Source organism: Flavobacterium haoranii, assembly GCF_009363055.1.
Taxonomy (GTDB): Bacteria; Bacteroidota; Bacteroidia; order Flavobacteriales; family Flavobacteriaceae; genus Flavobacterium; species Flavobacterium haoranii.
In genome coordinates this window covers 2,718,638-2,744,128 of sequence record NZ_CP045292.1, presented here as the reverse complement: position 1 = coordinate 2,744,128, position 25,491 = coordinate 2,718,638, and the positions used below count along the sequence as shown (strand labels likewise).

Sequence of the window (25,491 nt, the reverse complement as noted above, 5' to 3'; positions counted from 1 at the left end):
TAAATTGTTATTTAATTTTAAATCGTAAACCTGCATAATACATTTGACCAAATAATGGCCCGTATACTAAACTACTATCAAAATATGTTCCAAAAGGGTTATCAGCTCCAATAATTGCATTATTTTGTTTGTAATTTGTAATGTTTTCACCTCCAATATATACTTCAAAAGTACTCGAAAATGTTCTTGTTATTTGTGCATTTAATGTTCCAAACGATGATGAATATTCATCTAATTGGTATTGTGGTAAATTTGTTGATGTATCTGGCAAACGTTGTTTTCCTAACCAGTTATATGTTGCATCAAATTTCCATTGTTGTCCTTTTTCTTTAATATGTGTTTCAAATGCAGCATTTGCAAAGAAACGATGTTTTGCTTGCAATGGTCTTTCTAATTTACCTACCAAATAATCACTTTGTACATCATAATATTTATAAGCCGAACGCAACGTAAAATGTTTAATTGGTGTTACACTAAATTCTGCTTGAAAACTATTTGCATAACTTTTTCCATCCAAATTATGAAAGACAACTTGTTGCGGACTTACATCTAAATCTACAATAGCTTGATTTTGAAAATCAGTTCTGTAATAATCTAAAATAATTTCCGATTCTGCTCCAAATATCTTGAACTTTTGAATGAAATTTAAACCGTAATTCCAAGCTATTTCAGGATTTAAACCATATAACTTTCCATCATTATTAAGAATTGAAAATTGACGGTTTGATGCAAATAATTGTTGGTTTTCAGCAAAAATATTAGCCGCGCGTTTTCCTCTTCCAGCAGAAAGTCTTAACACAGCATCTTTCCATGGATTGTATCGAATATGTAAGCGAGGTGTTACAAATGTTCCTAATCTATTATGATTATCCAATCGAATTCCAGCAACAACACTTAGATTGTCTAAATTATCATAAGTAAATTCAAAAAATGCTCCAACGGAATTATCGATTCTTGAAAAATCTTGGGCAAAATTAACCGCCACAAATTCATTATAATCATCGTAAGTAAAATTTAAACCTGTTGCGAATTTATTTTTTGTATTGCTAATAATTGAATTATAAATTAGGTTAGAATACCAACTTTTTTGATGAACATCATATTGATTAAAGCCAAAATAAGAATCTTGTTTGTGCGATTGAAATGAATTTTGAAGTCCGAAACTTTTATACGGTTCATCTGGAAAAACATAACCTGTTTTATTTGAAATTTCTATTTTTTCAGTATTTACTTCACTTCCCCAAGCATTCGTAGTAAATTTATCAGTATCTGGATCAAAATCTACTTGTCCGGCTTGTTTTTCGTCTTTCATATAACGCACGTTTAAAAAACTGACCCAGCCTTTTTCAACATCATTATATTGCCAACGATTTAAAATATTGATTTGTTTTCCAATCGGATTATCTAAAAATCCATCATCATTCATATCATTTTTAAATTGGCGTGTATTTCCATGCACAAATAATGAAGAACTCAACTTATCGGAATATTTTTGATTGAAATGCGTATTCAATTCAAAACGCCCATCTTGAGAGCCATAAGCATTTAAAAAGAAAGGAATATCGTTAGCTGGTTTTAACAATTCGTAATTAATTTGACCCGAAATACTTTCGTAACCATTAATTACACTTCCTGCTCCTTTTGTAATTTGAATACTTTCTACCCAAGTACCTGGAATATAAGACAATCCGTAAGCTTGAGAAGCGCCTCGAACAGAAGGAATATTTTCTTCTGCAATTAAAATATATGGACTTGTTAATCCTAACATTTTAATTTGGCGATTCCCTGTTACAGCATCCGAGAAATTTACATCGATGGAAGGATTTGTACTAAAACTTTCCGAAAGATTACAACAAGCTGCTTTTAACAACTCTTTGCTTCCCATTTTTTGAACATTCGTTGCTTGTATTAAAGAATGTTCTGTACTTTTTTGAGTTTTAGTAACGGTTACTTCATTCAAATTCGTAACTTCTTCTAAAACTACAGTTACAAATTCCGAATTTAAAATTTCTACTTTTTGAGTTTTAAACCCTATATAACTCACCAACAAACTATTGGTTAAGTCGGTTTTAGAAATACTAAATTCTCCGTTTACATCAGTTGATGCGCCTATAGATGTGTTTTGCCAAAAAACATTGGCACCTAATAAAGGTTGGTTGTTAGTGTCTACTACTTTTCCTTTTATAATATCTTGAGCATTTGCAAAAAATACCATAAAAAATAGCAACACACTTAGTGTATGTTTCATAAATAATTTTTTTAATGTTCAATAAGATTTTACTCTGAGTACATTAAAAAATTATGCGTAAAAAACGAGTTGGCAGTATAATTTATAAAGTGGCGGCGAATTAGATTCGCAGTAGTTTTCAATTAATTTTTGGTTATCAATTGAAACTGTTTGTTTTTGAAAATTAAAATCGAATTCTTGCGCAACAACAAACTGCTGCAAATCTAAACTTAGCGATTTTACAACAAGATTATCCGATTTTTTTTCAGTTTTTATCGAAGTCTCTGAACAACATTTTTTATGACTTTCGGCTTTTGCACAACAAGTTCCTTCATCATCATTACAAGAATCTCCTTCTGGATAACCAAGAGTTATTGAAGCAACTTTATCATGACAATAATGAATATTGACTGCCAATCCTAAATTGGAAATCAATATAAAAAAGGATAATATGAAACCTGTTATCTTGTTCATTACGAAATGCAAAGTTAATAAACTGAAAATTATAAAGCGTTAAAATTTCCTAAATTTCAATTACTTGGTTTAAAGCGGGAATTAAACATTCGTAATTATAAACTTCTTCAATCTTTTGTTTTAAACCTTTTGATGCTTCTTTTTCACCATGAACTAAAAACATTTTTTGAGGTTTTTCATCTAAATCGGACAACCAATTAATTAAATCTTTTGATCGCCATGAGCCGATAATCCTTCAATTAAAAAAACGGAAGCTTTAACTTGATAATATTTTCCATACATTTTAATTTCTGGCTCACCTTCTAGCAATCTTCTTCCTCGTGTTCCTTCAGCTTGATAACCTACTAATAAAACTGTATTTTCAGGCTTATCAATGTAACGTTCTAAATAAGACAAAACTCTTCCTCCAGTTACCATTCCACTTGCAGCAATCACAACTTTTGGTCGTTTGTTATAAATCGCTTCAATGGTGTCTTTATAATCAGAAATTAACGTAAACATTCTACACATTTCTTCACATTCATGAGGCGTTAATCGATGCCACTTGGTATTCTCAAGAAACAAATGCAGTACATCAATTCCCATTGGTGTATCAATTATATAAGGAATATTTGGAATTCTACCTACTTTTTTAAGTTGCCAAAGCAAATACATCATTGTTTGTACACGTTCCACAGCAAAACTTGGAATGATAACATTTCCACCTCGCTTAAAAGTATTGTTAATGAATAATTCTAAATCTTGTAATGATTTGTTTTCAGGATGAACTCTATTTCCATATGTACTTTCTAAGAAAATATAATCAGCTTGTTTTGGTTTTATTGGCGGAAATAACAATACATCATCATCTTGACCAACATCTCCAGAAAAAACAAGTTTTTTATCTTCGATACTTAACGAAATAGAACAAGCTCCTAAAATGTGTGATGCATAAAAGAAATTGAACGAAACAGAATCGGACAACTTAATTTCCTCATTAGGATTAACCGATTTTAATAACGGAAATACTTTTTCTGCATCGGCAACTGTATATAAAGGTTCGGCAGGATCATGTTTAGAATAATGCTCGTTATTTGCTCTTTCGGCTTCTTCTTCCTGAATTTTAGCACTATCTAATAAAATCAACTTGGTAATTTCCTTCGTTGGAGCTGTACAAAATATTTTTCCTTCAAAGCCATATTTTACTAATAATGGTAACCAACCGCAATGATCTAAATGTCCGTGCGTAAGAATCACAAAATCGATTAAACTAACATCAAATGGTAATGGTTCTCTATTTAACAATCGTAATTCTTTAAGGCCTTGGAACAAGCCACAATCTATCATTACATTAATTTCATCGGATTCTATTAATGTTTTAGAACCTGTAACGGTTTCTGTTCCTCCAAAAAAGTAAATTTTCATACCTAGTTATTTAAAAGTTGGTGACATTCATTTAATACTTTTTTCAATCTATTTTGACTCAGTTTTAAATTCGTTTTACTTTTTCCAAAATGAATAAAATCGTAAACTGTTAAAATATCTTCAATAAGAAGAATTTCTTTTTCCGCTTGAGTTATTGTTGTTAAACAAGTTATTGGAAAAACTCGGTAATGTGTAATAATATCTTTTAAACTATTGTTCTCTGGGTAGTTCCAACTTAATAAATTTAAACCGCTACAAATTCCAAATTTTACAGCATCTTCGGTAAACTTATTATTGGTTACAATCCAGCATTTTGTAAATTGTTGATTCGACGAAAAAAAATTAAAATCTGTATTCTTTAAATCGTTAAATCTCGATAAAATATACATCGGAACTTTTACATCAGTTTTAGTTTCTTGACTGCCGTGAAATTTACATTCTACCATTGCTAGATGCATTTCCTTTTGAATAATTACATCGAGTTCATGCGAAACACATTTTCCTTCTACAATTAAATTCGTTTTAGCTTTATAACCTTGCAATTCAAATATTCTGGCGATGTACTTCTCAAAGTAAAATCCGGCCGGACCTAAAAATTGAATTCCTTTCTTTAAATTATATCGAGCAGCATTAGAGTTGGATTTTGTTCTAAGTTTTTGAAAAGCCAACTTAAAAATTTGTTTTGATGTTGCTCCGTCATGGATTTTTGGTTCAATTTCAGAAACTATTGCATTAGCTAAATCTAAATTGGCTCCAGCACTTTGCAATGATCTAATTAATTTTTGTCTATCAAAATTAACCCACTCACCCGTTTGTTTTTTAATTTTCATGTTATAAAACTATAACACTAATTTACGAAAATTATCGATTCAATTTTTGATAATAAAAGGCTGGAATAAATAGAATTAAGAAAATGGGTTGAATAATAAATCTTCTTGTGTAAAACATAAGCATATAATCTTGATAAAAATTTAGCTCAATAGCAAAAAGAATAATTAACCCTAAAAAGAATATAATGTATAACCAAAATGACAATTTTGTTAATTGCATATTTGCGAATAAAACATGAATTATAGCAATAGAAATTGCCGAATTTAAAGTATACCTAAAAAATAAATTTAAATAAAGTTTCCAAGTCGTGTATTCTGGTAAGACCTCATTTTGAAATTCTGACTTAAAGAATGATAAAAAAGGATCGTAAAATAATGCCGATTCAAAAAATCGAATCAACACAAGTAAAAAAACTAGTAAAGTAACTAAACCTAATTTTACTTTATTTCTCAATAGCCATTTTACCATATCCCGAAAATTTAGTAACCCATAAAACCCATAAAATAAAAACTACTCCATAAATGAATAATGGAAAAACTGTTCCGTGCAATAATTCTTCATATTGTGGATAGTAAAATAATGCATAAGTAAGTAACGCAATTCTAACAATATTTAATGCATAAATAATTACTGATCCTATAACTATATATAATAATGCTCTTTTAAATTTATTAGAAAATGCAAAAACAAAAGCCGAAAATAAAATGATTACACTAACAGCATTACAACCTTCTATTATTCGAGACGAATATTTACCATTGAAAATTAATTTCATAGATGGTTCAAAGTCGTGATGAAATGCTTGCGCTTCACCTCCAAAAAAATTTAGAAACGCTACAGTTTGGTAACTAACTTTTTCAGAAATAAAATCTACTTCAAATTTAGAAACATCATATTGATTTAAATAAACTTTATAAGCCAATGCAAAAATTATGTAAAAGGCCAAAAACTTAAATAAAAAAACAAAAAAAGGTTTATGTTGGTTTATAACAGCTTTCAAAAGAGAGAATTTTTAACAAAAAAATATAATTAACATTATTGCAATATAAATATTTTTGCAAAAAAAAGAACATGAGCTTCGAAAATTTAAAACCAGAAATACAATCAATAGTTTCATCTAACTTGGAAAGAGATGAAAAACTACTAGAAATTTGTAAATTATTAAACAAAGAAATTAGTTATTACAACTGGGTGGGTTTCTATTTTGCAAACCACGACACCAAGACATTGCATTTAGGCCCATATGTTGGAGCAGAAACTGATCATACAGTGATTCCATTTGGGAAAGGAATTTGCGGTCAAGTTGCAGAATCGAACCAAAATTTTGTAGTTCGTGATGTAAAAACTCAAGACAATTACATTGCATGTAGTTTTACAGTAAAATCAGAAATTGTTATTCCTTTGTTCGTAAATGGCAAAAATATTGGACAAATAGATATAGATTCTCATGAAATTGATCCATTTACTGAAGCCGACGAACGCTTTTTAGAGTTTGTAAATGAAGAAGTTGCGAAGTTATTTTAGAAACTAGTTTGTATAATACAAAAATAAACTTATCTTTGCACCCATGTTGAGAAAATCTCAATCTACATAAAAATTATTAAACAATATTGGCATGTATTTAACTAAAGAAACTAAAGCTGAAATCTTCGCAAAACACGGAGGAAAAGCTGAAAACACAGGTTCTGCTGAAGGACAAATTGCATTATTTACTTTCAGAATTAACCACTTAACGCAACACTTAAAACAAAATCGTCACGATTATAACACTGAGCGTTCGTTAGTAAAATTAGTAGGTAAAAGAAAAAGTCTTTTAGACTACTTAAAAAACAAGGATATCAACAGATATCGTGAGATTATTAAAGAATTAGGTATTAGAAAATAATCAACTAAAGGGGCTTTGCGCCCCTTTTTGTTTACAAAAAAAGACAGAAAAAAGTTTGGTTTTTCATTGGGTTTCAAACAACTAACAACAACACACACAACAACGCAACTAAACCCTTTGTTTAATTAAGAATTCAAATTTATGATTCCTAAAGTAACCCAAGAAATTATCGATTTAGGAGATGGAAGATCTATCTCTATCGAAACAGGTAAGTTAGCCAAACAAGCAGACGGTTCTGTCGTGGTTCGTATGGGCGATGCCATGCTTTTAGCAACCGCAGTATCTGCCCGTACTGCCAATCCAGGAGTAGATTTCCTTCCATTAACGGTAGACTACCGTGAGAAATTTGCTGCTGCAGGTCGTTTCCCAGGTGGTTTTTTCAAAAGAGAAGCACGCCCAAGTGACCAAGAAATTTTAACTATGCGTTTAGTGGACCGTGTTTTACGCCCATTATTCCCAGATGATTATCATGCAGAAACACAAGTTATGATTCAATTAATGTCTCATGACGATAATGTTATGCCTGATGCATTAGCTGGTTTAGCTGCATCTGCTGCATTAGCTGTTTCAGACATTCCTTTTTACAATCTTATTTCTGAAGTTCGTGTAGGTAGAGTAAACGGTCAATTAATCGTTAACCCTAGTCGCGAACAATTAGAGCAATCAGACATCGATATGATGATTGGCGCTTCTAAAGATTCAGTTTGTATGGTAGAAGGTGAAATGAAAGAAATTTCAGAAGCTGAAATGGTAGAAGCAATTAAATTTGCCCACGAAGCTATTAAAGTACAAATTGTAGCTCAAGAAAAATTAAGAGCCGCTTTAGGTTCACCAGCTTATCGCGAATATGAAGGCGAATTAGAAGACGAAACTGTAAAAGCAAAAGTAAAAGCTGCAGCTTACGATAAATATTATGCAATTGCTCAAGAAGCTTCTTCTAAACAAGAAAGAGGAGAAAAATTTGCAGAAGTAAAAGAAGAAGTAAAAGCTTTGTATACTGAAGAAGAATATGCTGAAAATGAAAATTTAGCAGAACTTGTTTCAAAATACAACTATAAAGTACAAAAAGAAGCTGTTCGTAATGTAATTCTTGAAAAAGGAATTCGTTTAGATGGTAGAAAAACAACTGAAATTCGTCCAATTTGGTCTGAAGTTGATTACTTACCTTCTGCTCATGGATCAGCAATATTTACACGTGGGGAAACTCAAGCTTTAGCTACAGTAACATTAGGTACTTCAAGAGAAGCTAACGTAATTGATTTACCATCTGAACAAGGTGAAGAAAAATTCTATTTACATTATAATTTCCCTCCATTCTCAACAGGTGAAGCAAAACCATTAAGAGGAACTTCAAGAAGAGAAGTGGGACACGGAAACTTAGCGCAACGTGCACTTAAAAACATGATTCCTGCAGATTGTCCTTATACAATTCGTATAGTATCTGAAGTATTAGAATCAAACGGTTCTTCTTCAATGGCTACTGTTTGTTCTGGAACATTAGCCTTAATGGACGCTGGAGTTCAAATGGTAAAACCAGTTTCTGGTATTGCTATGGGATTAATTACAGATGGTGATAAGTTCGCTGTATTATCAGATATTTTAGGAGACGAAGATCATTTAGGTGATATGGACTTTAAAGTAACTGGTACTGCTGACGGTATTACAGCATGTCAAATGGATATCAAAATCGAAGGATTACGTTACGATATTATGGAGCAAGCTTTAGCTCAAGCTCGTGATGGTCGTTTACACATACTAGGTAAAATAACTGAAACAATTGCAAAACCAAATGCAAATGTAAAACCTAAAGCTCCTAAGATTGTAATGAGTTCTATTCCTGCTAGTATGATTGGTGCTTTCATTGGTCCTGGTGGAAAAAATATTCAAGAATTACAAAAAAATACTGAAACTACAATTGTTCTTAACGAAGATGGAGATCGAGGTATTGTAGAAATTTTAGGAACAAATCAAGCGGGTATTGATGCTGTGTTAGCAAAAATTGAAGCTATGATTTTCAAACCTGAAGTTGGTGAAGCATACGAAGTAAAAGTTGTTAAAATGTTAGATTTTGGAGCAGTTGTAGAATATACAAGAGCGCCTGGTCAAGAAGTTTTATTACACGTATCTGAATTAGCTTGGGAAAGAACAGAAAAACCAAGCGACGTAGTTAATATGGGTGATGTATTTATGGTAAAATATTTAGGAGTTGATCCTAAAACTAGAAAAGAAAAGGTTTCTAGAAAACAATTATTACCAAGACCACCTAGAGAGGATAAAAAACCTCAAGAAAATAAAGAAAATCCTCAAGGTTAATTTTCATATATTAATTCAAATATTAAAGCTCTCATTTTTATGAGAGCTTTTTTTATTTTTTTATATTTTTTGTAACTTTTTAGTTTCTACTTACGTATAAGAATTAAATTAGAGGGACAAATTAAATGAGACAGCTCAAAATTACTAAGCAGGTAACTAATCGTGAAACTGCTTCCTTAGACAAATACCTACAAGAAATTGGTAAAGTTGATTTAATTACTGCAGATGAAGAGGTAGAATTAGCACAAAGAATTAAAGCAGGCGATCAAAGAGCTTTAGAAAAATTAACTAAAGCTAATTTACGTTTCGTAGTTTCGGTTGCTAAACAATATCAAAACCAAGGATTAACATTACCCGATTTAATTAACGAAGGAAACTTAGGATTAATTAAAGCGGCTCAGCGTTTTGATGAAACTCGTGGTTTTAAATTTATTTCATATGCTGTATGGTGGATTCGTCAATCTATCTTACAAGCTTTAGCAGAACAATCTCGTATTGTACGTTTACCACTAAATAAAATTGGTTCTATCAACAAGATCAATAAAATGTACGCGTTGTTAGAACAATCTAGTGAACGTGCTCCTTCTGCCGAAGAAATTGCAAAAGAATTAGACATGACAGTTAATGACGTTAAAGAATCTATGAAAAATTCTGGTCGTCATTTATCAATGGATGCACCTTTAGTTGAAGGTGAAGATTCTAACTTATATGACGTATTACGTTCTGGAGAATCTCCAAATCCTGATAGAGAATTAATTCACGAGTCTTTACAAACTGAGATTGAAAGAGCTTTAGAAACATTAACTCCAAGAGAAGCTGATGTTATTCGTTTATATTTTGGATTAGGTGATCAACATCCAATGACTCTTGAAGAAATAGGAGAAACTTTCGATTTAACGCGTGAACGTGTTCGCCAAATTAAAGAAAAAGCAATTCGCAGATTAAAACACACTTCTAGAAGTAAAATTTTAAAAACATATTTAGGATAATAATCCTAATTACGATAACAACGGTCTAATCATGACTGTTCGTTTTTTGATTGATGATTGAAACCTCGGCTGATTACCGAGGTTTTGTTTTTTTAAACTTGAAAATTCAAAATTCCAAAAACAAAAGTGTATAATTTGTACATTTGCAAAAAGATTGAACATTCAATGTAGAACAACGAATTTTGAAATCTCAAATAAACAACACTAACTATAACATGAAAAACACACTTATTGCTCCTTCTGTTTTAGCAGCAGATTTTGCAAACTTACAACGCGATATTGAAATGATTAATCAAAGTGAGGCCGATTGGTTCCATATTGATATTATGGATGGCGTTTTTGTTCCTAATATTTCTTTCGGAATGCCAGTTTTAGATGCAATTAACAAGCATGCAAAAAAAATTATTGATGTTCACTTAATGATTGTTGATCCTGACCGTTATATTTCTACTTTTAAAAAGTTGGGTGCAAATGTTTTAACTGTACATTATGAAGCTTGTACACATTTACACAGAACTTTACAAGCTATAAAAGCCGAAGGTATGAAAGCTGGAGTTGCTATAAATCCTCATACCAACATTAACTTACTTGAAGATGTTATTCAAGATATTGATTTAGTTTGTATTATGAGCGTTAACCCAGGTTTTGGAGGCCAATCATTTATTGAAAACACTTACAACAAAGTAAAAAAACTGAAACAACTTATAGCAGAAAAAAATGCGCCTACATTAATTGAAATTGATGGCGGAGTAACTAGCAAAAATGCAAAACAACTTGTAGATGCTGGCGCTGATGTTTTAGTTGCTGGAAGTTTTGTTTTCAATTCTGAAAATCCAATTGAAACCATTAAAAACTTAAAAGAAATTACAAAATAAGAAAAGCTCCATCTAGGAGCTTTTTTATTAATATTGATCTATTAAATATTTTATTAAATCAGTAGTCGTTACGATACCAACAAGCAAATCATCTTCGCAAACTGGTAATGCGTGAAATTCTTTTTTAGAAAGTATTTCAGCTGTTTCTTTAATTGTATTATCAGGAGAAACTTTAACCAAATTTTTAGCCATAACTTGTTCCACTGTAAACATGTTATAAACAGTAGTATCTATAACTTCTGAATCGTCGTCATCTACTGCATCTGCAAACGAAATTCGCAGCAAATCTGTGTAACTTAACATTCCTATTATTTTATTTCCATTAACAACAGGAATATGTCTTATATGATGCTTTTTGAATAATTGTTCCGCTTTAGTTAAATCGTCTGATGTATTAAGCTTTACAACATTCTTGGTCATAATTGTCGAAATTGGAACACGCTGTTTCATAACTTAGATATTTGATTATCACAAATTTACGAAGTAAAAAAATAAAAAAAACAATATAAATCATTGATTAAATACTGTTTTTTTTGTATATTATGAAAAGTCGTGAAAATTAATCATAACCTTAACTTTTTCATAGAGTTGAGGAAATTCAGATTGAAACTGTTCGGGAGATTCGAAGAAATGTTCTAGAATAACTGCTATAAATTCAAATTCGTTTGTATAGGCATAATTTCTAAAATAGCTAGAATCTCTAAGTCTTTTTAAATTTGGCGGATGCTTTACTTGCTCCATAATTTCGTCATAAGTAACTGCAAAGATAGTAGCTGAAGTATCTGTGTTTTTTAGTCCTTGATAATGAATGACATGTCCAAATTCATGTAAACCTAAATTTAAATTATCATTTGATATTTCGTAACCTTCTAAAAAATGTTTCCAAGAAAAAACGATAACACTCATTAATGGATTAAATTCTCCTTTGTGATAGTTGTCATTCATACTTGAATAATAAATATCAGGAAAGACAATAACCTTGTCAATGACATCAAATAAATAATTACGCATTCCAAAGGTTAACATAATTGCCGTAGCGGAAATTAATACTTTCATTTCATCTGTAATTATTAAACTTTCTTTTCCGTAAAATGGATATTTATCTATGAAAGTAGCCACTCTATGCTCGAAATATCTTTTATTTTTGGATCTAATTTTTGATAAAATTCAAACTGATTGTTTAAAATTTGTAGTTGATGTAAACTCAGCTTTTTGGAAAAGGGTAAAAATGTACGTAAATAGGTTTACGAAAAAAGAAAGCATAAACTGGCTCAACTATAACATTATAAGCAAATAAACTTATAAATATTGCACCAAATAAAATAAGTAAATAGTTCAAAGAAAATTGATTTGATGTCTAAAAATACATTTAAACAAGGAAATAAAAAAATGCTTAACAAACTTTAAGCATTTAAATTTGTGACCCCGAAGGGAGTACAACCTATATAATTTTACACATTTTCAAAACTTCAATTTTTTCAGTAAAAAAAGAAATAAAACCCAGTAAATATAACCATTAAAAAAGATTTTACTTTTTGTAAATTGTTTTTATAAATTCGTTAAAGTTTGAATAAATTATAAAAATGTCGGGAAAATGTCGGGAAAACATTATATTTGAATTCTTAAATATTGTTTTTATGGCGTCTGTTAAGTTTTTTATTAAAAGTGACAATTACCCTAGTACAATTTATTTGCGTTTCTTACACGGGCGTAAATTCGATTTTACAAAAAGTACATCTTTAATCATTAATTCTAAATACTGGAATAATAAAAACGGCAACGTGCGACAAGTTGCCGAATTTTCAGAAAAACTAAACCTACAAAATAAACTTAATGAGTTAAGAGATGAGGTGATTAATAAATTTTCTATTGATTATGCTAAAGGGGAATTAATTAACTCTTATTGGCTCGAGAGTATAATAAAAAATGTTTTTAATCAAAGAGAAACAACCGATTTAAATTATTTTGTTTCGTATTCGAGTTTTTATATTGATAATTTGGATTTTAAAGTACAAAAAAACGGGCGTACTGGTGTAACTCACATTACTAAACTACGATACAAAAATTTAACACAAAAAATTAAAGATTTTCAAAAACTTAAAAACAAACAATTTGTATTTACTGATATAGATTTAAAATTTTATAGAGAGTTTGTAAACTTCTTAAATAAAAATCAAAAATTAAGTTTTAACACTATTGGTAAACATATTGCGCTATTAAAATCAATATGTAAAGACGCAAAAGAGAACGGAATAAAAGTTAATAATGATTTTACTAAAAGTGAATTTCGAGTTACTAAAGAACCTACAACTTTTGTAACTTTTTCAGAAAAAGAAATTGATACTATATTTTACTCAAACTTTGAGCAAAACTATTTACAAAATGCAAAAAACTGGTTAATTATTGGTGTTTGGACTGGTGCGAGAGCTTCCGATTTAGTAAACTTCACAAAAGAAAACTTAAACGGGGATTTTATCGAATATACGGCGCAAAAAACTGGGCAAAAGATTATTTTACCAATACACTGGCAAATAAAGTCTATTATTGAAAATATTGGGGATTTCCGCATAAAATTTCAACTCAAAAGTATAATGACTACATAAAAGAGGTGTGCAAAGAATTAAATATAAACGATGAGGTTAAAGGGCGTAAACTTGAAAACATTGGAACGCAAAAGAACCCGATTTGGCGTAAAGTAAACTCAACTTATAAAAAATACGAATTAGTTTCAACGCATATAGGACGCCGTACTTTTGCAACTATCCATTACGGAAAACTACCAACGCCCGTTATTATGTCTGCAACTGGTCACACTACCGAAAAAATGTTATTAAAATATATTGGTAAAACGGCTAAAGATAATGCCGACTTTTTACGTGAATACTGGCAAACAGAAAAACTAAAAAAGATAATAAAATTGAATTAAAAATCGCTAAATAACTATAATTATGGAAACTCTATTAAAACAATTGGAAAACGAATTAAAAACCCTTAAAAAAGAACGAAAAGAAATGCGCCGTATTTCTACAAATAAAGGATTTTACAAAGAGTATTTTTTATTATTACCTCATCATGAAACGCAAGAAGAAACATTTAACCATGTTAATAATAAATACTTTCAATATTTCGGAGAATTAAAATATAAAGACTTTCAAAGTTTTAAAACTTCCAATAATTGTTAATCTATTTCTTTTAACTTAACATAAATGCGCCTACTTATTGTAGGTGTTTTTTTTTACAAAACAAAGTAACATTAATACAAACCAATTAAGAAAGTAAACTTTTATACCGTTGTAACTTTTCTTAGTGCTGTAGTATTGTAAAAAATTAAGAAGTACAATTTAAATTATATAGTTATGGAAACAACAATGTTACACGGCGTAAACCCCGACCAGTTAAAAGAATTAATTTCTATTAGTGTAAAAAATGAAATTGAAGTATTAAAAAAAGAATTTCAACCTAAAGAACCCGATAGTTATTTAACTCGAGAAGAAACAAAATCGTTACTAAAGATAAGTAACTTTTGTTTGCATAACTGGATGAATAAAGGAATTTTAAAACCTTACAAAGTAGGAAACCGCACATACTTTAAACGCTCGGATATTGAAGAAATAATTAATAATTCAAATAAATAGAGCTATGCAAACAAATGGTATTTACTTCACACGTTTTATTTATCAATTAGATAATGTAAAAGAAACCGTTTCAAAGTATTATTTGACTTCTACGGAACCAATGGAAAACAACTACTTATTTACGGAATGGGTACAAATTGAGCGCAATTTTGGAAAAAACAATTGTACTGATATTGATTTTTGGCTACGTAAAAGAGATAAACCGAATTGGAGTGATAGCGATTTAGTAACTGGATTGAGAGAAACAACCTTAAAAGGCGTTTACTATGGCGATGAAGTAAACTCTAAAGGGCGTAAAAGTCTTTTATTAGTGCAAGTTTGCGCCGATTTGGGAATTTTAGTAATAGACTACTTTAAAAACTTTAATCCTTATTCATTAAAAGATAAATTAAAGTTTATATATCTACATCAATTTGAATATCCTACAAATGAGGTTAAAATACGATAATAATGAAGTATGGTTATATTCAAATAGTTAGGGAAGAAATATTAGATTGGGAATGGTACTCGGATAATTGCATAAGGAGTACATTTTTACATATTCTAATTATGGCTAATTACGAAACAAAATACTGGAAAGGTCACAAAATAAATAGAGGGCAATTTGTAACTAGTAATGATAAATTATCTAATGCTCTAGGGTTATCAATTGCTCAAATTAGGAGAGCTCTCGATAAATTAAAAGAAACTAATTATATAGAAACTAAAACAACAAACAAAAATACTACTATAACTATTGTAAATTATGATACTTGGGTAGGTATTGAAGAAAAAACAACAAACAAAAAACAAAGAAACAACAAACAAAAAACAACAACTAAAGAAAATAAGAATATAAAAGAAGTTAAAGAAATAAAGAGAGAGTGCTCTCCCTTTGATTTTTTAAAATTAAACTTTTCAAATGAAGTTATTAATATTGAAAATGAATTTAAAAATAAATTCAGTAAAGAACAATGGGCTTTTATGATTGAAAAATTTAATGATTTTTATTTTAATAAAAATGTTTCTTTAGTTAAATTAAAGAAATGGATTAATGACGAATTAAATTACAACAAAACTAATAACGTAGATACAATAAAACGCCCTGATTTAAAACGTTTGAATGAGCCTCAACAATTATATAGAGATAAAACATTTTAAATAATTATTTATTGGGGATATGCCTTTTTATCATGGGTATTCGATAGTGTTGTACATCGCTGTTTAGACAGAATTATACTCGCAATGCGTTTTAGGTAGGGGGTGTACTTATTGATATATAGTAAGTTACATAAAAATATTAAAATACTTTGCCCTATCGGGAACCTCAACAATACATTAAAACCCAGTGCGTGAAATTTGCCAAATACGGCGTTTTCTCTCGATGAGGTTATAATAATACTCCTGGAGTGCGAGAGCTTCGGAATTCAATTAAAATACTTTGCCCTATCGGGAACCTCAACAATACATTAAAACCCAGTGCGTGAAATTTGCCAAATACGGCGTTTTCTCTCGATGAGGTTATAATAATACTCCTGGAGTGCGAGAGCTTCGGAATTCAATTAAAATACTTTGCCCTATCGGGAACCTCAACAATACATTAAAACCCAGTGCGTGAAATTTGCCAAATACGGCGTTTTCTCTCGATGAGGTTATAATAATACTCCTGGAGTGCGAGAGCTTCGGAATTCAATTAAAATACTTTGCCCTATCGGGAACCTCAACAATACATTAAAACCCAGTGCGTGAAATTTGCCAAATACGGCGTTTTCTCTCGATGAGGTTATAATAATACTCCTGGAGTGCGAGAGCTTCGGAATTCAATTAAAATACTTTGCCCTATCGGGAACCTCAACAATACATTAAAACCCAGTGCGTGAAATTTGCCAAATACGGCGTTTTCTCTCGATGAGGTTATAATAATACTCCTGGAGTGCGAGAGCTTCGGAATTCAATTAAAATACTTTGCCCTATCGGGAACCTCAACAATACATTAAAACCCAGTGCGTGAAATTTGCCAAATACGGCGAAAAAAAGTTAAAATACTCTCTATGTCGGGAAAATGTCGGGAAAACAAACCTATTAAAAACAAAAAACCCTTATATAATAAGGATTTTTAAAATTTAGTTGTGACCCCGAAGGGATTCGAACCCCCAACCAACGGAGCCGAAATCCGTTATTCTATCCAGTTGAACTACGGAGCCAATAGAAAGTTAGAATTTAGATTTTAGAATTATGAAGTAATCTATCCTCTATATTCTAACTTATATCTTTTTAATTAAGCTAAAAGCTTTTTAACAACAGTTGATATTGTTTTACCGTCAGCTTTTCCTGCTAATTGCTTTGATGCAAGCCCCATTACTTGCCCCATAGCTGCCATTCCTGAAAATCCGCCTTCAGCAATAATTTTAGCTACTGCAGCCTCAACTTCTGTTTCAGATAATTGTGCTGGTAAAAACTTTTCGATAACTGCTACTTGTGCTAACTCGGGTTCTGCTAAATCAGCTCTTCCTTGTTCAGTATAAATTGCAGCGCTATCTTTTCTTTGTTTAACTAACTTTTGTAATAATTTAATTTCTTCATCAGCCGATAACTCCTCTTTTGCTCCCGATTCTGTTTTGGCTAATATAATTCCTGATTTAATGGCTCTTAAAGCTTCTAAAGCAACTGAATCTTTTGCTTTCATTGCTTCTTTCATTTGATCCATTATTTGTTTTTCTAAACTCATAATATTATTTTTTATTTATTGTTATATTTCTTTTCAACGTCAGTTCGAGTGATTTTCGTCGAAAATTGTATCGAGAACCAAACTTGTAATTATATGAAATCTTTTTCTCGATATATTCCAAAAAATTTTGAAATACTCGAAATGACGATTTCTTTTTCTTAAATAAACTACCCCAGATAGTAGCGATAGCTTTTGATTAATGCAAAGCATTTATTAAAACTAAAGCGAATAGCTGGAAATAGGTTCCAAAAATAATAGTGCAAAAATAAAAAAAATCCCGATAAAATCGGGATTTATGTAGGTTGGGATTTATGGACTAATCTACATTGTCATGTAGAAACGAATTATTAGATCTTAATTGTAAATCATCATTACTATCGGTTCCCAATGAGGTTCTAGACTGATTGTTAACATCTGGCGTAGAAGTTACATCTACTCCCATTCTTTTATAAGCTGGAACTTTTTCGAACTCATCAATATTTGAAGAAGCTAAATTAAACTTATAATTAAACTCTTTCATTTTTCTTTTTCGTTCTGCAGCTCTTGCTTTTAATGTTTCTTCGATTGTCATTTCGAAAGGAGAAACATTATCTAAGTTTTCAGAATTTGTAAAAGTTGTTTTCTCTTCTTTTTGTACTGAAAATTTAATTCTTCATCAACTGGTTCTTGAACTTTAGCAACTACTTTTTGTTCAACTACTTCTTCTTTTTCTTCGAAATCTTCTAGAGAATATTTTACAACACCATCTTTACTAACTTCAGTTACAGGAACTACATTAATAGGATCATTAACTTTAATTTCTCTAACTTCTTCATTAATATTTAAATCGAAAATTGTTTTTTGTTCCGTTTTTGCTGTTGGCGCATCAAATAAGTCTAACGAAAATTTAAACTCATCTCCTAAAACAAACTCCGGTTCTACAACTTCGATTTCTCTAATTTGTGGCGTAATAATTTCGAACGAAGGCGCTACATTTGGTGAAACTACTTCGAATGTAACATCTATATTTTTATTAACTCAGAAGTAGGAACTAAATCCATAGTTGGAGTTGGCACCACTTCATTTATTTCAAATTGAACAGGAGCTGGCGTTTCAATTACTTCCTTTTCTTCCTCTTCTTCTAATGTAAATACAACTTTTTGCTCTTCAACAACAGCTTCAGTTTTTGTTTCTTCTTCAGCAACAACATCATTTTTAGATTCAAAAATAGGCTCATTTACAACCATATTTTGAATAGGCGCTGATAAATCGTGAACAATTTTTTGTTCATCTTCTAAAGAATGAATTATTTTTTTAGGCTCGGTATTAATAATTTCTGCTTGTTGATCGATATTAAAACCCGTAGCAATTACTGTTACTGAAATAGCGTCTTCTAAAGTTTCGTCTTCACCAACACCCATAATAATATTTGCACTGTAACCTGCTTCATTTTGGATGTATTCGTTAATTTCTCCAATCTCATCTAGTGTAATTTCAGAAGAACCAGATACAATTAACAACAATACATTTTTAGCACCCGTAATTTTATTATCATTTAATAAAGGAGAATCTAACGCACTTACAATAGCTTGTTTTGCTCTTTCTTCTCCAGAAATTACAGCCGAACCCATAATCGCAGTACCACTATTTGCTAGTACCGTTTTAGCATCGCGTAAATCGATATTTTGAATGTAGTGTTGAGAAATAACTTCGGCAATACCACGAGCCGCAGTTGCTAACACTTCATCAGCTTTAGAGAAACCTGCTTTAAAACCAAGGTTTCCGTAAACTTCTCTTAATTTATTATTATTAACTACAATCAACGAATCAACCTGCTTACGAAGTCTTTCAACCCCTTGCATAGCTTGTTCTGAACGATTTTTCCCTTCAAACTGAAACGGAATTGTTACAATACCTACTGTTAAAATATCGCGTTCCTTCGCTAATTGAGCAATTACTGGAGCTGCACCAGTACCTGTACCACCACCCATACCAGCGGTAATAAATACCATCTTAGTATTAGTGTCTAACATTTTCTCAATTTCTGAAATACTTTCAATTGCAGATTGATGACCAACTTCTGGATTTGCTCCTGCTCCTAAACCTTCAGTTAAGCTTAAACCTAATTGAATTTTATTTGGAACGGGACTATTTTGCAAAGCCTGCGCATCGGTATTACAAACTACAAAGTCAACACCTTTAATTCCTTGTTTAAACATGTGGTTGATAGCATTACTACCTCCACCTCCTACACCAATAACTTTGATAACGTTTGATTGGTTTTTAGGTAAATTAAATTCGATACTTGAAAATTCTGACATAATGTGGTACTTTTTTTATTCGGCGTTATCTAAAAATTCTTTAATCTTCTCTATGTATTTATCAAAAAATGATTTTTTGATTTTTTCACCAGTAGTTTCCGTTTCATGAGACATTACTTGTTCTTGCACTTCTTCTACTTTTTCTTGTTGTTCTACCACTTTTATCGGTTCGTGAACAACAACAGGCTCTTCTTTTTTCAATTCCACTAATGGCGTTGCGCTCTTAGTATTATTTCGAATACTATTCATAACTAAACCAACAGCCGTAGCATATAATGGGCTCGATAATTCTTCGTTTGAGTTACCAGCTAAATGTTCGTTTGGATACCCAATTCTTGTATCCATTCCTGTTATATATTCTACTAATTGTTTAATATGTTTTAGTTGTGCGCCACCTCCAGTTAAAACAATTCCTGCAATTAATTTCTTTTTTGGATCTTCATGACCGTAAAGTTTAATTTCAGAATAAACTTGCTCTATAATTTCTACTACTCTTGCATGAATAATTTTTGACAAGTTTTTTAATGAAATTTCTTTTGGCTCACGACCTCTTAATCCGGGAATAGAAACAATTTCATTGTCTTTATTTTCTCCAGGCCAAGCTGATCCAAATTTTACTTTTAATAATTCGGCTTGTTTTTCAATAATTGAACAACCTTCTTTGATATCTTCTGTAATTACATTACCTCCAAATGGAATAACGGCAGTGTGACGAATGATACCATCTTTAAAAATGGCTAAATCTGTTGTTCCACCACCTATATCGATTAATGCAACTCCTGCTTCTTTTTCTTCTTGACTTAAAACTGCATCAGCAGAAGCTAATGGTTCTAATGTTAATCCTGATAATTCTAATCCAGCACTTTTTACACAACGACCAAGATTTCTTATTGAAGCTGCTTGACCTACTACTACGTGAAAACTAGATTCTAATCTTCCGCCATACATTCCGATAGGCTCTTTTATTTCGCTTTGACCATCAATTTTAAATTCTTGTGGTAAAACGTGAATAATTTCTTCACCTGGTAACATGGCTAATTTGTGTACTTGACCAATTAACATATCAATATCCAAATCTCCGATTACTTCATCTGGATTATTGCGACTGATATAATCGCTATGTTGAATACTTCTGATGTGCTGACCTGCAATTCCTACAACAACATCGTTAATTTTATATCCTGAATCATTTTCAGCTTCTAAAACTGCTTGTTGAATAGATTGAATAGTTTGTGTAATATTATTTACAACGCCTCTATGAACACCTAAACTCTTCGCTTTACCCAAGCCAAGAATTTCTAACTTTCCATATTCATTTTTTCTACCAATCATTGCCACAATTTTTGTGGTTCCGATGTCTAGTCCTACTGCAATGTTGTCTTTGTTCATTTTACTTTCAATTCTATTTCTTACAAACTACTTGTTGCGTAAACATAAGGTTTACTTCCTTATAATTTTTAACCAAAGTATCTTTTACAGCGTGGTAAAAGAAAGCTTTGTAATTATCTAATTTCTTTTTAACATATATAGGATTCCCGAATACAATTTTGTAATCGAAATTCCTATTTGTCATAATAACACTTCCCGATGGTAATATTTTAACACCAGTAATGTTCTTGCTTAAGAAATCGTCTTTACTAATTTCATTAAACAATTCTATATATTTTTCCGTTCCGTTTTCGGCAAGCGAACCTGTTACAAGAGGTACTCTCGCAGAAAAGTTTTCAGATAACGGCATTTTAATTCCTTTGCTATCAAGATAATATGAATCATTACTTGACACAAAACGAACGATTGGGGTCTTTTGGGTTATTAGCGCACTTAGAGAACCGTCTATTGTCGAAAAAACTTCTGCTTTTTCTATCATCTCGTGATCATCGAGAACAGTTTCTAGAGTATTCAAATCTACTTTAACTTTTTTAATATTATACGTGCCTCCTAAATTTTGTTTCAACAAGTTATTAACTATTTCATGAGTTATGAACAAATTCTCTTGACCTTTTGCAAATGAAATAGTTGGCTCCTTTATTTTACGATTTTCATTTCTAGTACTCGAAAAAGAATACAAAAAAACCATTAAAACAACGATAACAACCAATCGAATATTATACCAATTTAGCTTCTTCATCTAACATTTTTTTAATGTCTTTTACCATTTCTCCAATGTCGCCAGCACCAATTGTTACCAAAACATCAAAATTTGAATTTTTAATATCCGTTAACAATTCTTGTTTCTCTATTAATCTCTTATTTGGATTATTTATTTTACTTAAAAGCCAACTAGAATTTACACCTTCCATAGGCAATTCTCTAGCAGGATAAATTTCCAATAACACAACTTCATCAAACTTTGATAAACTCTCTGCAAAACCATCAACAAAATCTTTAGTTCTGGAGAATAAATGTGGCTGAAAAACTGCCAAAACTTTTTTATTTGGATACAATTCCCTCACTGCTTGGTGCACTGCATTTATTTCTGTTGGATGATGTGCATAATCATCTATATACACTAACTTCTCTTCTCTAATTTGAAATGAAAAACGACGTCTAACTCCTTTAAAAGAAGCTAAGGCGTTTTTAATATTATCATTTGAAACTCCATAACTTTTTGCCATTGCTAAAGCAATTAGCGCATTTGACAGATTATGATGACCTGGTAAGCCAAATTTTATATTCGTTATTACTTCGGTTGGTGTTTTTACATCGAAAACATAAAAACCATTTTCAATTCTAATATTTTGAGCTTCAAAATCTGAAGAAACATTTACACCAATTGTATTTCCATTTAATGGAAGTCCGTTTGCAACAAACAAATTTTTCGACTCAACTTTATGAGCAAATTCTCTAAACGAATCTTCAATTGCAGTAGCATCGCCATAAATATCTAAATGATCTGCATCCATTGAAGTAACACAAGCTAAGTTAGGATGCAAATGCAAAAAGGAACGATCAAATTCATCTGCTTCTACAACAGTAACTGTTTTTCCTGTTCCAATTAAATTTGAATTATAATTTTCAACAATTCCTCCTAAAAAAGCCGTAACATCTACACCACTTTCAAAAAGAATATGACCTAAAATACTAGAAGTAGTAGTTTTACCGTGAGTTCCAGCAATTGCAAAACAAAATGTATCTTTAGTAATAATTCCTAAAACTTCGGCTCTTTTTTTAACTACAAATCCGTTATCTAAAAAGAAATTCCATTCACTATGATTTTTTGGAACCGCTGGAGTTACCACCACTAAAGTTGTTTCTTTATCTAAAAATTTAGCATCGATTAATTTAACATCGTCTTCAAAATGAATTGACATTCCTGAAGCGATTAATTCATCAGTAAGTTGTGTAGGTGTTTTATCGTAACCTGCAACATTTTTACCAATATGCATAAAATAGCGTGCTAAGGCACTCATTCCAATACCTCCAATACCAATAAAATATACGCTATTTATTTGTTGTAAATTCATTTTACTTTCTTATTCCAATTAATCTTTCTATTTCGTCAACAATGTTATTTGTTGCATTTGGTAACGCTCTTTTATGAATTTTCTTACTTAATTTATCTTGTAATTCATCATTTGAAACTAAATCGGCAAAAGTGTGTTTAAATTTTTCTTCTAACTCTATTTCCTTTAACAAAATAGCCGCTTTATTATCGAATAATGACATTGCGTTTTTCGTTTGATGATCTTCCGCTACATTAGGCGATGGAATTAAAACTGTTGGTTTTCCTACAATACGTAATTCAGAAATTGAAGATGCACCTGAACGAGAAATTATAAAATCGGCTGCTGCATAAGCAAAATCCATTCTATCAATAAACGCAAAAACATGTACGTTTTCTTTCTCATTTAAATGTTTATACTCGTCATAATACAACTTTCCACATTGCCAAACCACCTGAATTCCCAATTGAAGAATAAAATCGAGTTCCTTCTCCATTAATTGATTTATTCTTCTAGCTCCTAAACTTCCACCTAAAACAAGCAATGTTCTCATTTCGGTATTCAACTCAAAATAAGTCAATCCTTGCAAGCGTTTATCGTCAACAAAAATTAAATCTTGCCTAACCGGATTACCAGTTAATTTTATTTTATCAGTCGGAAAAAACTTTTCCATTCCATCGTAAGCAACACAAATAGCTTCAGCCTTTTTAGCTAATAATTTATTTGTAATACCTGGAAATGAATTTTGCTCTTGAATTAATGTAGGTACTCCTAACATAGATGCTACTTTTAAAACAGCTCCACTTGCAAAACCTCCTGTTCCAATTACCACATCGGGCTTAAATCTTTTTATAATTAAGAAAGACTTAAATAAGCTCGACACTAATTTTAAAGGAAATGCTAAATTTTGTAAGGTTAATTTTCTTTGAATTCCTGAAATCCAAAGACCTTCAATTTTGTAACCCGCTTGAGGCACTTTTTGCATCTCCATTTTATCTTTTGCCCCAACAAACAAAAATTCAGCATCAGGGAAACGAACTTTTAATTCGTTTGCAATAGCAACCGCTGGATAAATGTGTCCGCCAGTTCCACCACCACTGATAATAAACTTAAATTTCTTTTCCATACTATTGATTTAAAACAGGTTCTAATGGGTTTGGGGACTCATCGATTTCCTCTTCTGTATTTTCAGTCGAACCTTCTTGAATTTCTCTGTCGATAATTCTTTTTAAAGCTTCATCTCTTTGTTTCTTTTCTTCTTCGTCTTGTGCTACTTCTTCATCTTTTTTGGTAACACTTAAAATAATTCCTATGGAAACGCAAGTCATCCATATTGACGTTCCTCCGGCACTAATGAGCGGTAAAGTTTGACCAGTTACTGGTAATAATTCAACAGCAACAGCCATATTTACTAATGCTTGAAAAATAATTGGAAATCCTAATCCAATGATTAATAATTTTCCGAATAAAGTTGAAGCCTTTTGAGCATTTATTATAAATCTAAAAAAAAGCAATAAGTATAAAAACACAATTCCAATTGCTCCTATTAATCCATATTCTTCTACAATAATGGCAAAAATAAAATCGGATGAAGACTGTGGTAAAAAATTTTTCTGAACACTTTTTCCTGGTCCTAAACCATAAATTTTACCTGATGCAATCGCAATTTTAGCTTTTTCAATTTGATAATCATCTTCATTAGGTTCGTCGTGCAGAAATCGTTCAACTCGACTTTCCCATGTACTAACCCTACTAAACAATTTATTATCTGGAAATGCCTTTGCCATTAAGAAAAACAACATTAGCACCACAAAACCTGAACCTAAGACTACTCCTAGATATTTTAATGGATATTGTCCAATATACAACAACATACAAACCATTGAAAAGATTAAGGCTGTTGTAGAAAAATTGGATGGAAGGATAAAAATTAATACTCCAAAGATGGGTAACCATAACTCTAATAATGAATCCTTAAAGGAATATTCTTTATCGCTTACTTTAGCCAAATAACGCGCCACATAAACCATTAAAACGGTAAACGCTAAAGTAGATGTTTGAAAACTAATTCCAACAAAAGGAATTTGTATCCATCGACTCGCATTTGCACCACCAATTGTAGTTCCCTGAAACAAAGTATATATCAATAAAGCGACTACCACTGGTAAACCGAGCATTGATAGTGCTCTAAAAATATGATAGGGTACTTTGTGTATCCAAAATATAATAACAAAACCAATAAATAAATGAACTAAATGTTTAAACAAGTAACCTAACGTTGAACCTTTACCAATAACATAAACTAAGTTAGTACTTGCACTATAAACAGGTAAAAATGAGATAAGCGCCAATAGAACAACTATTGCCCAAATAACTTTATCTCCTCTTAACTTGTTTAAAAAATTCAT

Annotated in this window: 26 protein-coding genes, 1 tRNA gene and 1 pseudogene; 11 read left to right on the top strand and 17 right to left on the bottom strand. The window is 31.0% G+C overall.

What is annotated here, in order from left to right; translation table 11 throughout:
- Positions 1 to 7: 7 nt before the first annotated feature.
- The 7 genes from GCU34_RS12915 to xrtF are packed head-to-tail and all read right to left on the bottom strand — an operon-like array spanning position 8 to position 5,936.
- Positions 8 to 2,248 (bottom strand): TonB-dependent receptor, encoded by a 2,241-nt coding sequence (locus GCU34_RS12915; protein WP_084656793.1) that lies wholly within the window; start codon positions 2,246 to 2,248, stop codon positions 8 to 10.
- Positions 2,249 to 2,299: 51 nt separating this feature from the next.
- Positions 2,300 to 2,701, bottom strand: a complete 402-nt coding sequence (locus GCU34_RS12910) for an HYC_CC_PP family protein (RefSeq protein WP_072781347.1) — start codon at positions 2,699 to 2,701, stop codon at positions 2,300 to 2,302.
- A 49-nt stretch (positions 2,702 to 2,750) separates the two neighbouring features.
- Complete coding sequence (locus GCU34_RS14310) at positions 2,751 to 2,864, bottom strand: MBL fold metallo-hydrolase RNA specificity domain-containing protein (RefSeq protein WP_317162519.1); 114 nt, start codon at positions 2,862 to 2,864, stop codon at positions 2,751 to 2,753.
- A gap of 38 nt (positions 2,865 to 2,902) precedes the next feature.
- Positions 2,903 to 4,105, bottom strand: coding sequence for an MBL fold metallo-hydrolase (locus GCU34_RS12905; RefSeq protein ID WP_317162518.1), 1,203 nt, complete (start codon positions 4,103 to 4,105; stop codon positions 2,903 to 2,905).
- Positions 4,106 to 4,107: 2 nt separating this feature from the next.
- Positions 4,108 to 4,935, bottom strand: a complete 828-nt coding sequence (locus tag GCU34_RS12900; RefSeq protein WP_072781352.1) for an ATP cone domain-containing protein — start codon at positions 4,933 to 4,935, stop codon at positions 4,108 to 4,110.
- A 31-nt stretch (positions 4,936 to 4,966) separates the two neighbouring features.
- Positions 4,967 to 5,404: an exosortase F system-associated membrane protein gene (locus GCU34_RS12895; protein WP_072781355.1), complete on the bottom strand. Its 438-nt coding sequence runs from the start codon at positions 5,402 to 5,404 to the stop codon at positions 4,967 to 4,969.
- On the bottom strand, positions 5,379 to 5,936 hold the full coding sequence (gene xrtF, locus GCU34_RS12890; protein WP_072781357.1) for an exosortase family protein XrtF: 558 nt from the start codon (positions 5,934 to 5,936) through the stop codon (positions 5,379 to 5,381). The genes GCU34_RS12895 and xrtF overlap by 26 nt, the downstream gene beginning before the upstream one ends.
- 71 nt (positions 5,937 to 6,007) lie before the next feature.
- On the opposite strand from xrtF, the gene GCU34_RS12885 reads away from it, so the two are divergent.
- From GCU34_RS12885 to rpe, 5 genes are all read left to right on the top strand, one after another.
- A complete protein-coding gene (locus GCU34_RS12885) occupies positions 6,008 to 6,460 on the top strand; it encodes a GAF domain-containing protein (RefSeq protein WP_072781359.1) in 453 nt (150 codons plus the stop codon).
- A 91-nt stretch (positions 6,461 to 6,551) separates the two neighbouring features.
- Positions 6,552 to 6,821 carry a 30S ribosomal protein S15 gene (gene rpsO / locus GCU34_RS12880; RefSeq protein WP_072781362.1) on the top strand — a complete coding sequence of 90 codons (270 nt, stop codon included), beginning with the start codon at positions 6,552 to 6,554 and terminating at the stop codon, positions 6,819 to 6,821.
- Positions 6,822 to 6,962: 141 nt separating this feature from the next.
- Positions 6,963 to 9,134, top strand: a complete 2,172-nt coding sequence (locus GCU34_RS12875) for a polyribonucleotide nucleotidyltransferase (protein ID WP_072781365.1) — start codon at positions 6,963 to 6,965, stop codon at positions 9,132 to 9,134.
- Between the two features lie 125 nt (positions 9,135 to 9,259).
- Entirely contained in the window at positions 9,260 to 10,123 is an 864-nt protein-coding gene (locus GCU34_RS12870) for a sigma-70 family RNA polymerase sigma factor (protein WP_072781367.1), read from the top strand.
- A 215-nt stretch (positions 10,124 to 10,338) separates the two neighbouring features.
- Positions 10,339 to 10,998 carry a ribulose-phosphate 3-epimerase gene (gene rpe, locus GCU34_RS12865; protein ID WP_072781369.1) on the top strand — a complete coding sequence of 220 codons (660 nt, stop codon included), beginning with the start codon at positions 10,339 to 10,341 and terminating at the stop codon, positions 10,996 to 10,998.
- A 27-nt stretch (positions 10,999 to 11,025) separates the two neighbouring features.
- Here rpe and GCU34_RS12860 read toward each other — a convergent pair whose 3' ends face one another.
- Together GCU34_RS12860 and GCU34_RS12855 are read right to left on the bottom strand one after the other, a co-directional pair.
- Positions 11,026 to 11,448, bottom strand: a complete 423-nt coding sequence (locus tag GCU34_RS12860) for a CBS domain-containing protein (protein WP_072781371.1) — start codon at positions 11,446 to 11,448, stop codon at positions 11,026 to 11,028.
- Positions 11,449 to 11,538: 90 nt separating this feature from the next.
- Positions 11,539 to 12,117, bottom strand: coding sequence for a zinc-dependent peptidase (locus GCU34_RS12855; RefSeq protein WP_394367532.1), 579 nt, complete (start codon positions 12,115 to 12,117; stop codon positions 11,539 to 11,541).
- Positions 12,118 to 12,635: 518 nt separating this feature from the next.
- On the opposite strand from GCU34_RS12855, the gene GCU34_RS12850 reads away from it, so the two are divergent.
- The 6 genes from GCU34_RS12850 to GCU34_RS12825 all read left to right on the top strand — a co-directional run bounded on the left by GCU34_RS12850 (position 12,636) and on the right by GCU34_RS12825 (position 15,773).
- The gene (locus GCU34_RS12850; protein ID WP_152378483.1) at positions 12,636 to 13,601 is read left to right on the top strand and encodes a phage integrase SAM-like domain-containing protein; all 966 of its coding nucleotides are present in this window, start codon (positions 12,636 to 12,638) and stop codon (positions 13,599 to 13,601) included.
- A gap of 5 nt (positions 13,602 to 13,606) precedes the next feature.
- Positions 13,607 to 13,924, top strand: coding sequence for a site-specific integrase (locus GCU34_RS12845; RefSeq protein WP_227658687.1), 318 nt, complete (start codon positions 13,607 to 13,609; stop codon positions 13,922 to 13,924).
- 22 nt (positions 13,925 to 13,946) lie between these two features.
- Complete coding sequence (locus GCU34_RS12840) at positions 13,947 to 14,180, top strand: hypothetical protein (RefSeq protein WP_072781378.1); 234 nt, start codon at positions 13,947 to 13,949, stop codon at positions 14,178 to 14,180.
- A gap of 174 nt (positions 14,181 to 14,354) precedes the next feature.
- A complete protein-coding gene (locus GCU34_RS12835) occupies positions 14,355 to 14,633 on the top strand; it encodes a helix-turn-helix domain-containing protein (protein ID WP_072781380.1) in 279 nt (92 codons plus the stop codon).
- 4 nt (positions 14,634 to 14,637) lie between these two features.
- Positions 14,638 to 15,081: a hypothetical protein gene (locus GCU34_RS12830; RefSeq protein WP_072781383.1), complete on the top strand. Its 444-nt coding sequence runs from the start codon at positions 14,638 to 14,640 to the stop codon at positions 15,079 to 15,081.
- A 101-nt stretch (positions 15,082 to 15,182) separates the two neighbouring features.
- Positions 15,183 to 15,773 (top strand): helix-turn-helix domain-containing protein, encoded by a 591-nt coding sequence (locus GCU34_RS12825; protein WP_072781385.1) that lies wholly within the window; start codon positions 15,183 to 15,185, stop codon positions 15,771 to 15,773.
- 969 nt (positions 15,774 to 16,742) lie between these two features.
- Here GCU34_RS12825 and GCU34_RS12820 read toward each other — a convergent pair.
- The 8 genes and pseudogenes from GCU34_RS12820 to GCU34_RS12785 form a co-directional block, all read right to left on the bottom strand.
- Positions 16,743 to 16,816 (bottom strand) — tRNA-Arg (locus GCU34_RS12820).
- Between the two features lie 74 nt (positions 16,817 to 16,890).
- Positions 16,891 to 17,340, bottom strand: a complete 450-nt coding sequence (locus GCU34_RS12815; RefSeq protein WP_072781387.1) for a GatB/YqeY domain-containing protein — start codon at positions 17,338 to 17,340, stop codon at positions 16,891 to 16,893.
- 316 nt (positions 17,341 to 17,656) lie between these two features.
- Positions 17,657 to 19,640: pseudogene (gene ftsZ / locus GCU34_RS12810) on the bottom strand (cell division protein FtsZ).
- Positions 19,641 to 19,655: 15 nt separating this feature from the next.
- Entirely contained in the window at positions 19,656 to 21,029 is a 1,374-nt protein-coding gene (gene ftsA / locus GCU34_RS12805) for a cell division protein FtsA (RefSeq protein WP_072781392.1), read from the bottom strand.
- 13 nt (positions 21,030 to 21,042) lie between these two features.
- The gene (locus tag GCU34_RS12800) at positions 21,043 to 21,768 is read right to left on the bottom strand and encodes a cell division protein FtsQ/DivIB (RefSeq protein ID WP_072781396.1); all 726 of its coding nucleotides are present in this window, start codon (positions 21,766 to 21,768) and stop codon (positions 21,043 to 21,045) included.
- Entirely contained in the window at positions 21,746 to 23,104 is a 1,359-nt protein-coding gene (gene murC, locus GCU34_RS12795; protein ID WP_072781398.1) for a UDP-N-acetylmuramate--L-alanine ligase, read from the bottom strand. The genes GCU34_RS12800 and murC overlap by 23 nt, the downstream gene beginning before the upstream one ends.
- 1 nt (position 23,105) lies before the next feature.
- Entirely contained in the window at positions 23,106 to 24,209 is a 1,104-nt protein-coding gene (gene murG / locus GCU34_RS12790; protein ID WP_072781401.1) for an undecaprenyldiphospho-muramoylpentapeptide beta-N-acetylglucosaminyltransferase, read from the bottom strand.
- 1 nt (position 24,210) lies between these two features.
- The gene (locus GCU34_RS12785) at positions 24,211 to 25,491 is read right to left on the bottom strand and encodes an FtsW/RodA/SpoVE family cell cycle protein (RefSeq protein WP_072781403.1); all 1,281 of its coding nucleotides are present in this window, start codon (positions 25,489 to 25,491) and stop codon (positions 24,211 to 24,213) included.

Coding starts and splice junctions, on each gene's coding strand:
- GCU34_RS12905 (WP_317162518.1), bottom strand. CDS start 4,105: ATGAAAATTTACTTTTTTGGAGGAACAGAAACCGTTACAGGTTCTAAA.
- GCU34_RS12860 (WP_072781371.1), bottom strand. CDS start 11,448: ATGAAACAGCGTGTTCCAATTTCGACAATTATGACCAAGAATGTTGTA.
- murG (WP_072781401.1), bottom strand. CDS start 24,209: ATGGAAAAGAAATTTAAGTTTATTATCAGTGGTGGTGGAACTGGCGGA.
- GCU34_RS12895 (WP_072781355.1), bottom strand. CDS start 5,404: ATGGTAAAATGGCTATTGAGAAATAAAGTAAAATTAGGTTTAGTTACT.
- GCU34_RS12910 (WP_072781347.1), bottom strand. CDS start 2,701: ATGAACAAGATAACAGGTTTCATATTATCCTTTTTTATATTGATTTCC.
- GCU34_RS12875 (WP_072781365.1), top strand. CDS start 6,963: ATGATTCCTAAAGTAACCCAAGAAATTATCGATTTAGGAGATGGAAGA.
- GCU34_RS12900 (WP_072781352.1), bottom strand. CDS start 4,935: ATGAAAATTAAAAAACAAACGGGTGAGTGGGTTAATTTTGATAGACAA.
- GCU34_RS14310 (WP_317162519.1), bottom strand. CDS start 2,864: ATGTTTTTAGTTCATGGTGAAAAAGAAGCATCAAAAGGTTTAAAACAA.
- GCU34_RS12830 (WP_072781383.1), top strand. CDS start 14,638: ATGCAAACAAATGGTATTTACTTCACACGTTTTATTTATCAATTAGAT.
- rpsO (WP_072781362.1), top strand. CDS start 6,552: ATGTATTTAACTAAAGAAACTAAAGCTGAAATCTTCGCAAAACACGGA.
- rpe (WP_072781369.1), top strand. CDS start 10,339: ATGAAAAACACACTTATTGCTCCTTCTGTTTTAGCAGCAGATTTTGCA.
- GCU34_RS12915 (WP_084656793.1), bottom strand. CDS start 2,248: ATGAAACATACACTAAGTGTGTTGCTATTTTTTATGGTATTTTTTGCA.
- GCU34_RS12800 (WP_072781396.1), bottom strand. CDS start 21,768: ATGAAGAAGCTAAATTGGTATAATATTCGATTGGTTGTTATCGTTGTT.
- GCU34_RS12870 (WP_072781367.1), top strand. CDS start 9,260: ATGAGACAGCTCAAAATTACTAAGCAGGTAACTAATCGTGAAACTGCT.
- GCU34_RS12815 (WP_072781387.1), bottom strand. CDS start 17,340: ATGAGTTTAGAAAAACAAATAATGGATCAAATGAAAGAAGCAATGAAA.
- GCU34_RS12835 (WP_072781380.1), top strand. CDS start 14,355: ATGGAAACAACAATGTTACACGGCGTAAACCCCGACCAGTTAAAAGAA.
- GCU34_RS12840 (WP_072781378.1), top strand. CDS start 13,947: ATGGAAACTCTATTAAAACAATTGGAAAACGAATTAAAAACCCTTAAA.
- GCU34_RS12825 (WP_072781385.1), top strand. CDS start 15,183: ATGGCTAATTACGAAACAAAATACTGGAAAGGTCACAAAATAAATAGA.
- ftsA (WP_072781392.1), bottom strand. CDS start 21,029: ATGAACAAAGACAACATTGCAGTAGGACTAGACATCGGAACCACAAAA.
- murC (WP_072781398.1), bottom strand. CDS start 23,104: ATGAATTTACAACAAATAAATAGCGTATATTTTATTGGTATTGGAGGT.
- GCU34_RS12785 (WP_072781403.1), bottom strand. CDS start 25,491: ATGAATTTTTTAAACAAGTTAAGAGGAGATAAAGTTATTTGGGCAATA.
- GCU34_RS12850 (WP_152378483.1), top strand. CDS start 12,636: ATGGCGTCTGTTAAGTTTTTTATTAAAAGTGACAATTACCCTAGTACA.
- GCU34_RS12885 (WP_072781359.1), top strand. CDS start 6,008: ATGAGCTTCGAAAATTTAAAACCAGAAATACAATCAATAGTTTCATCT.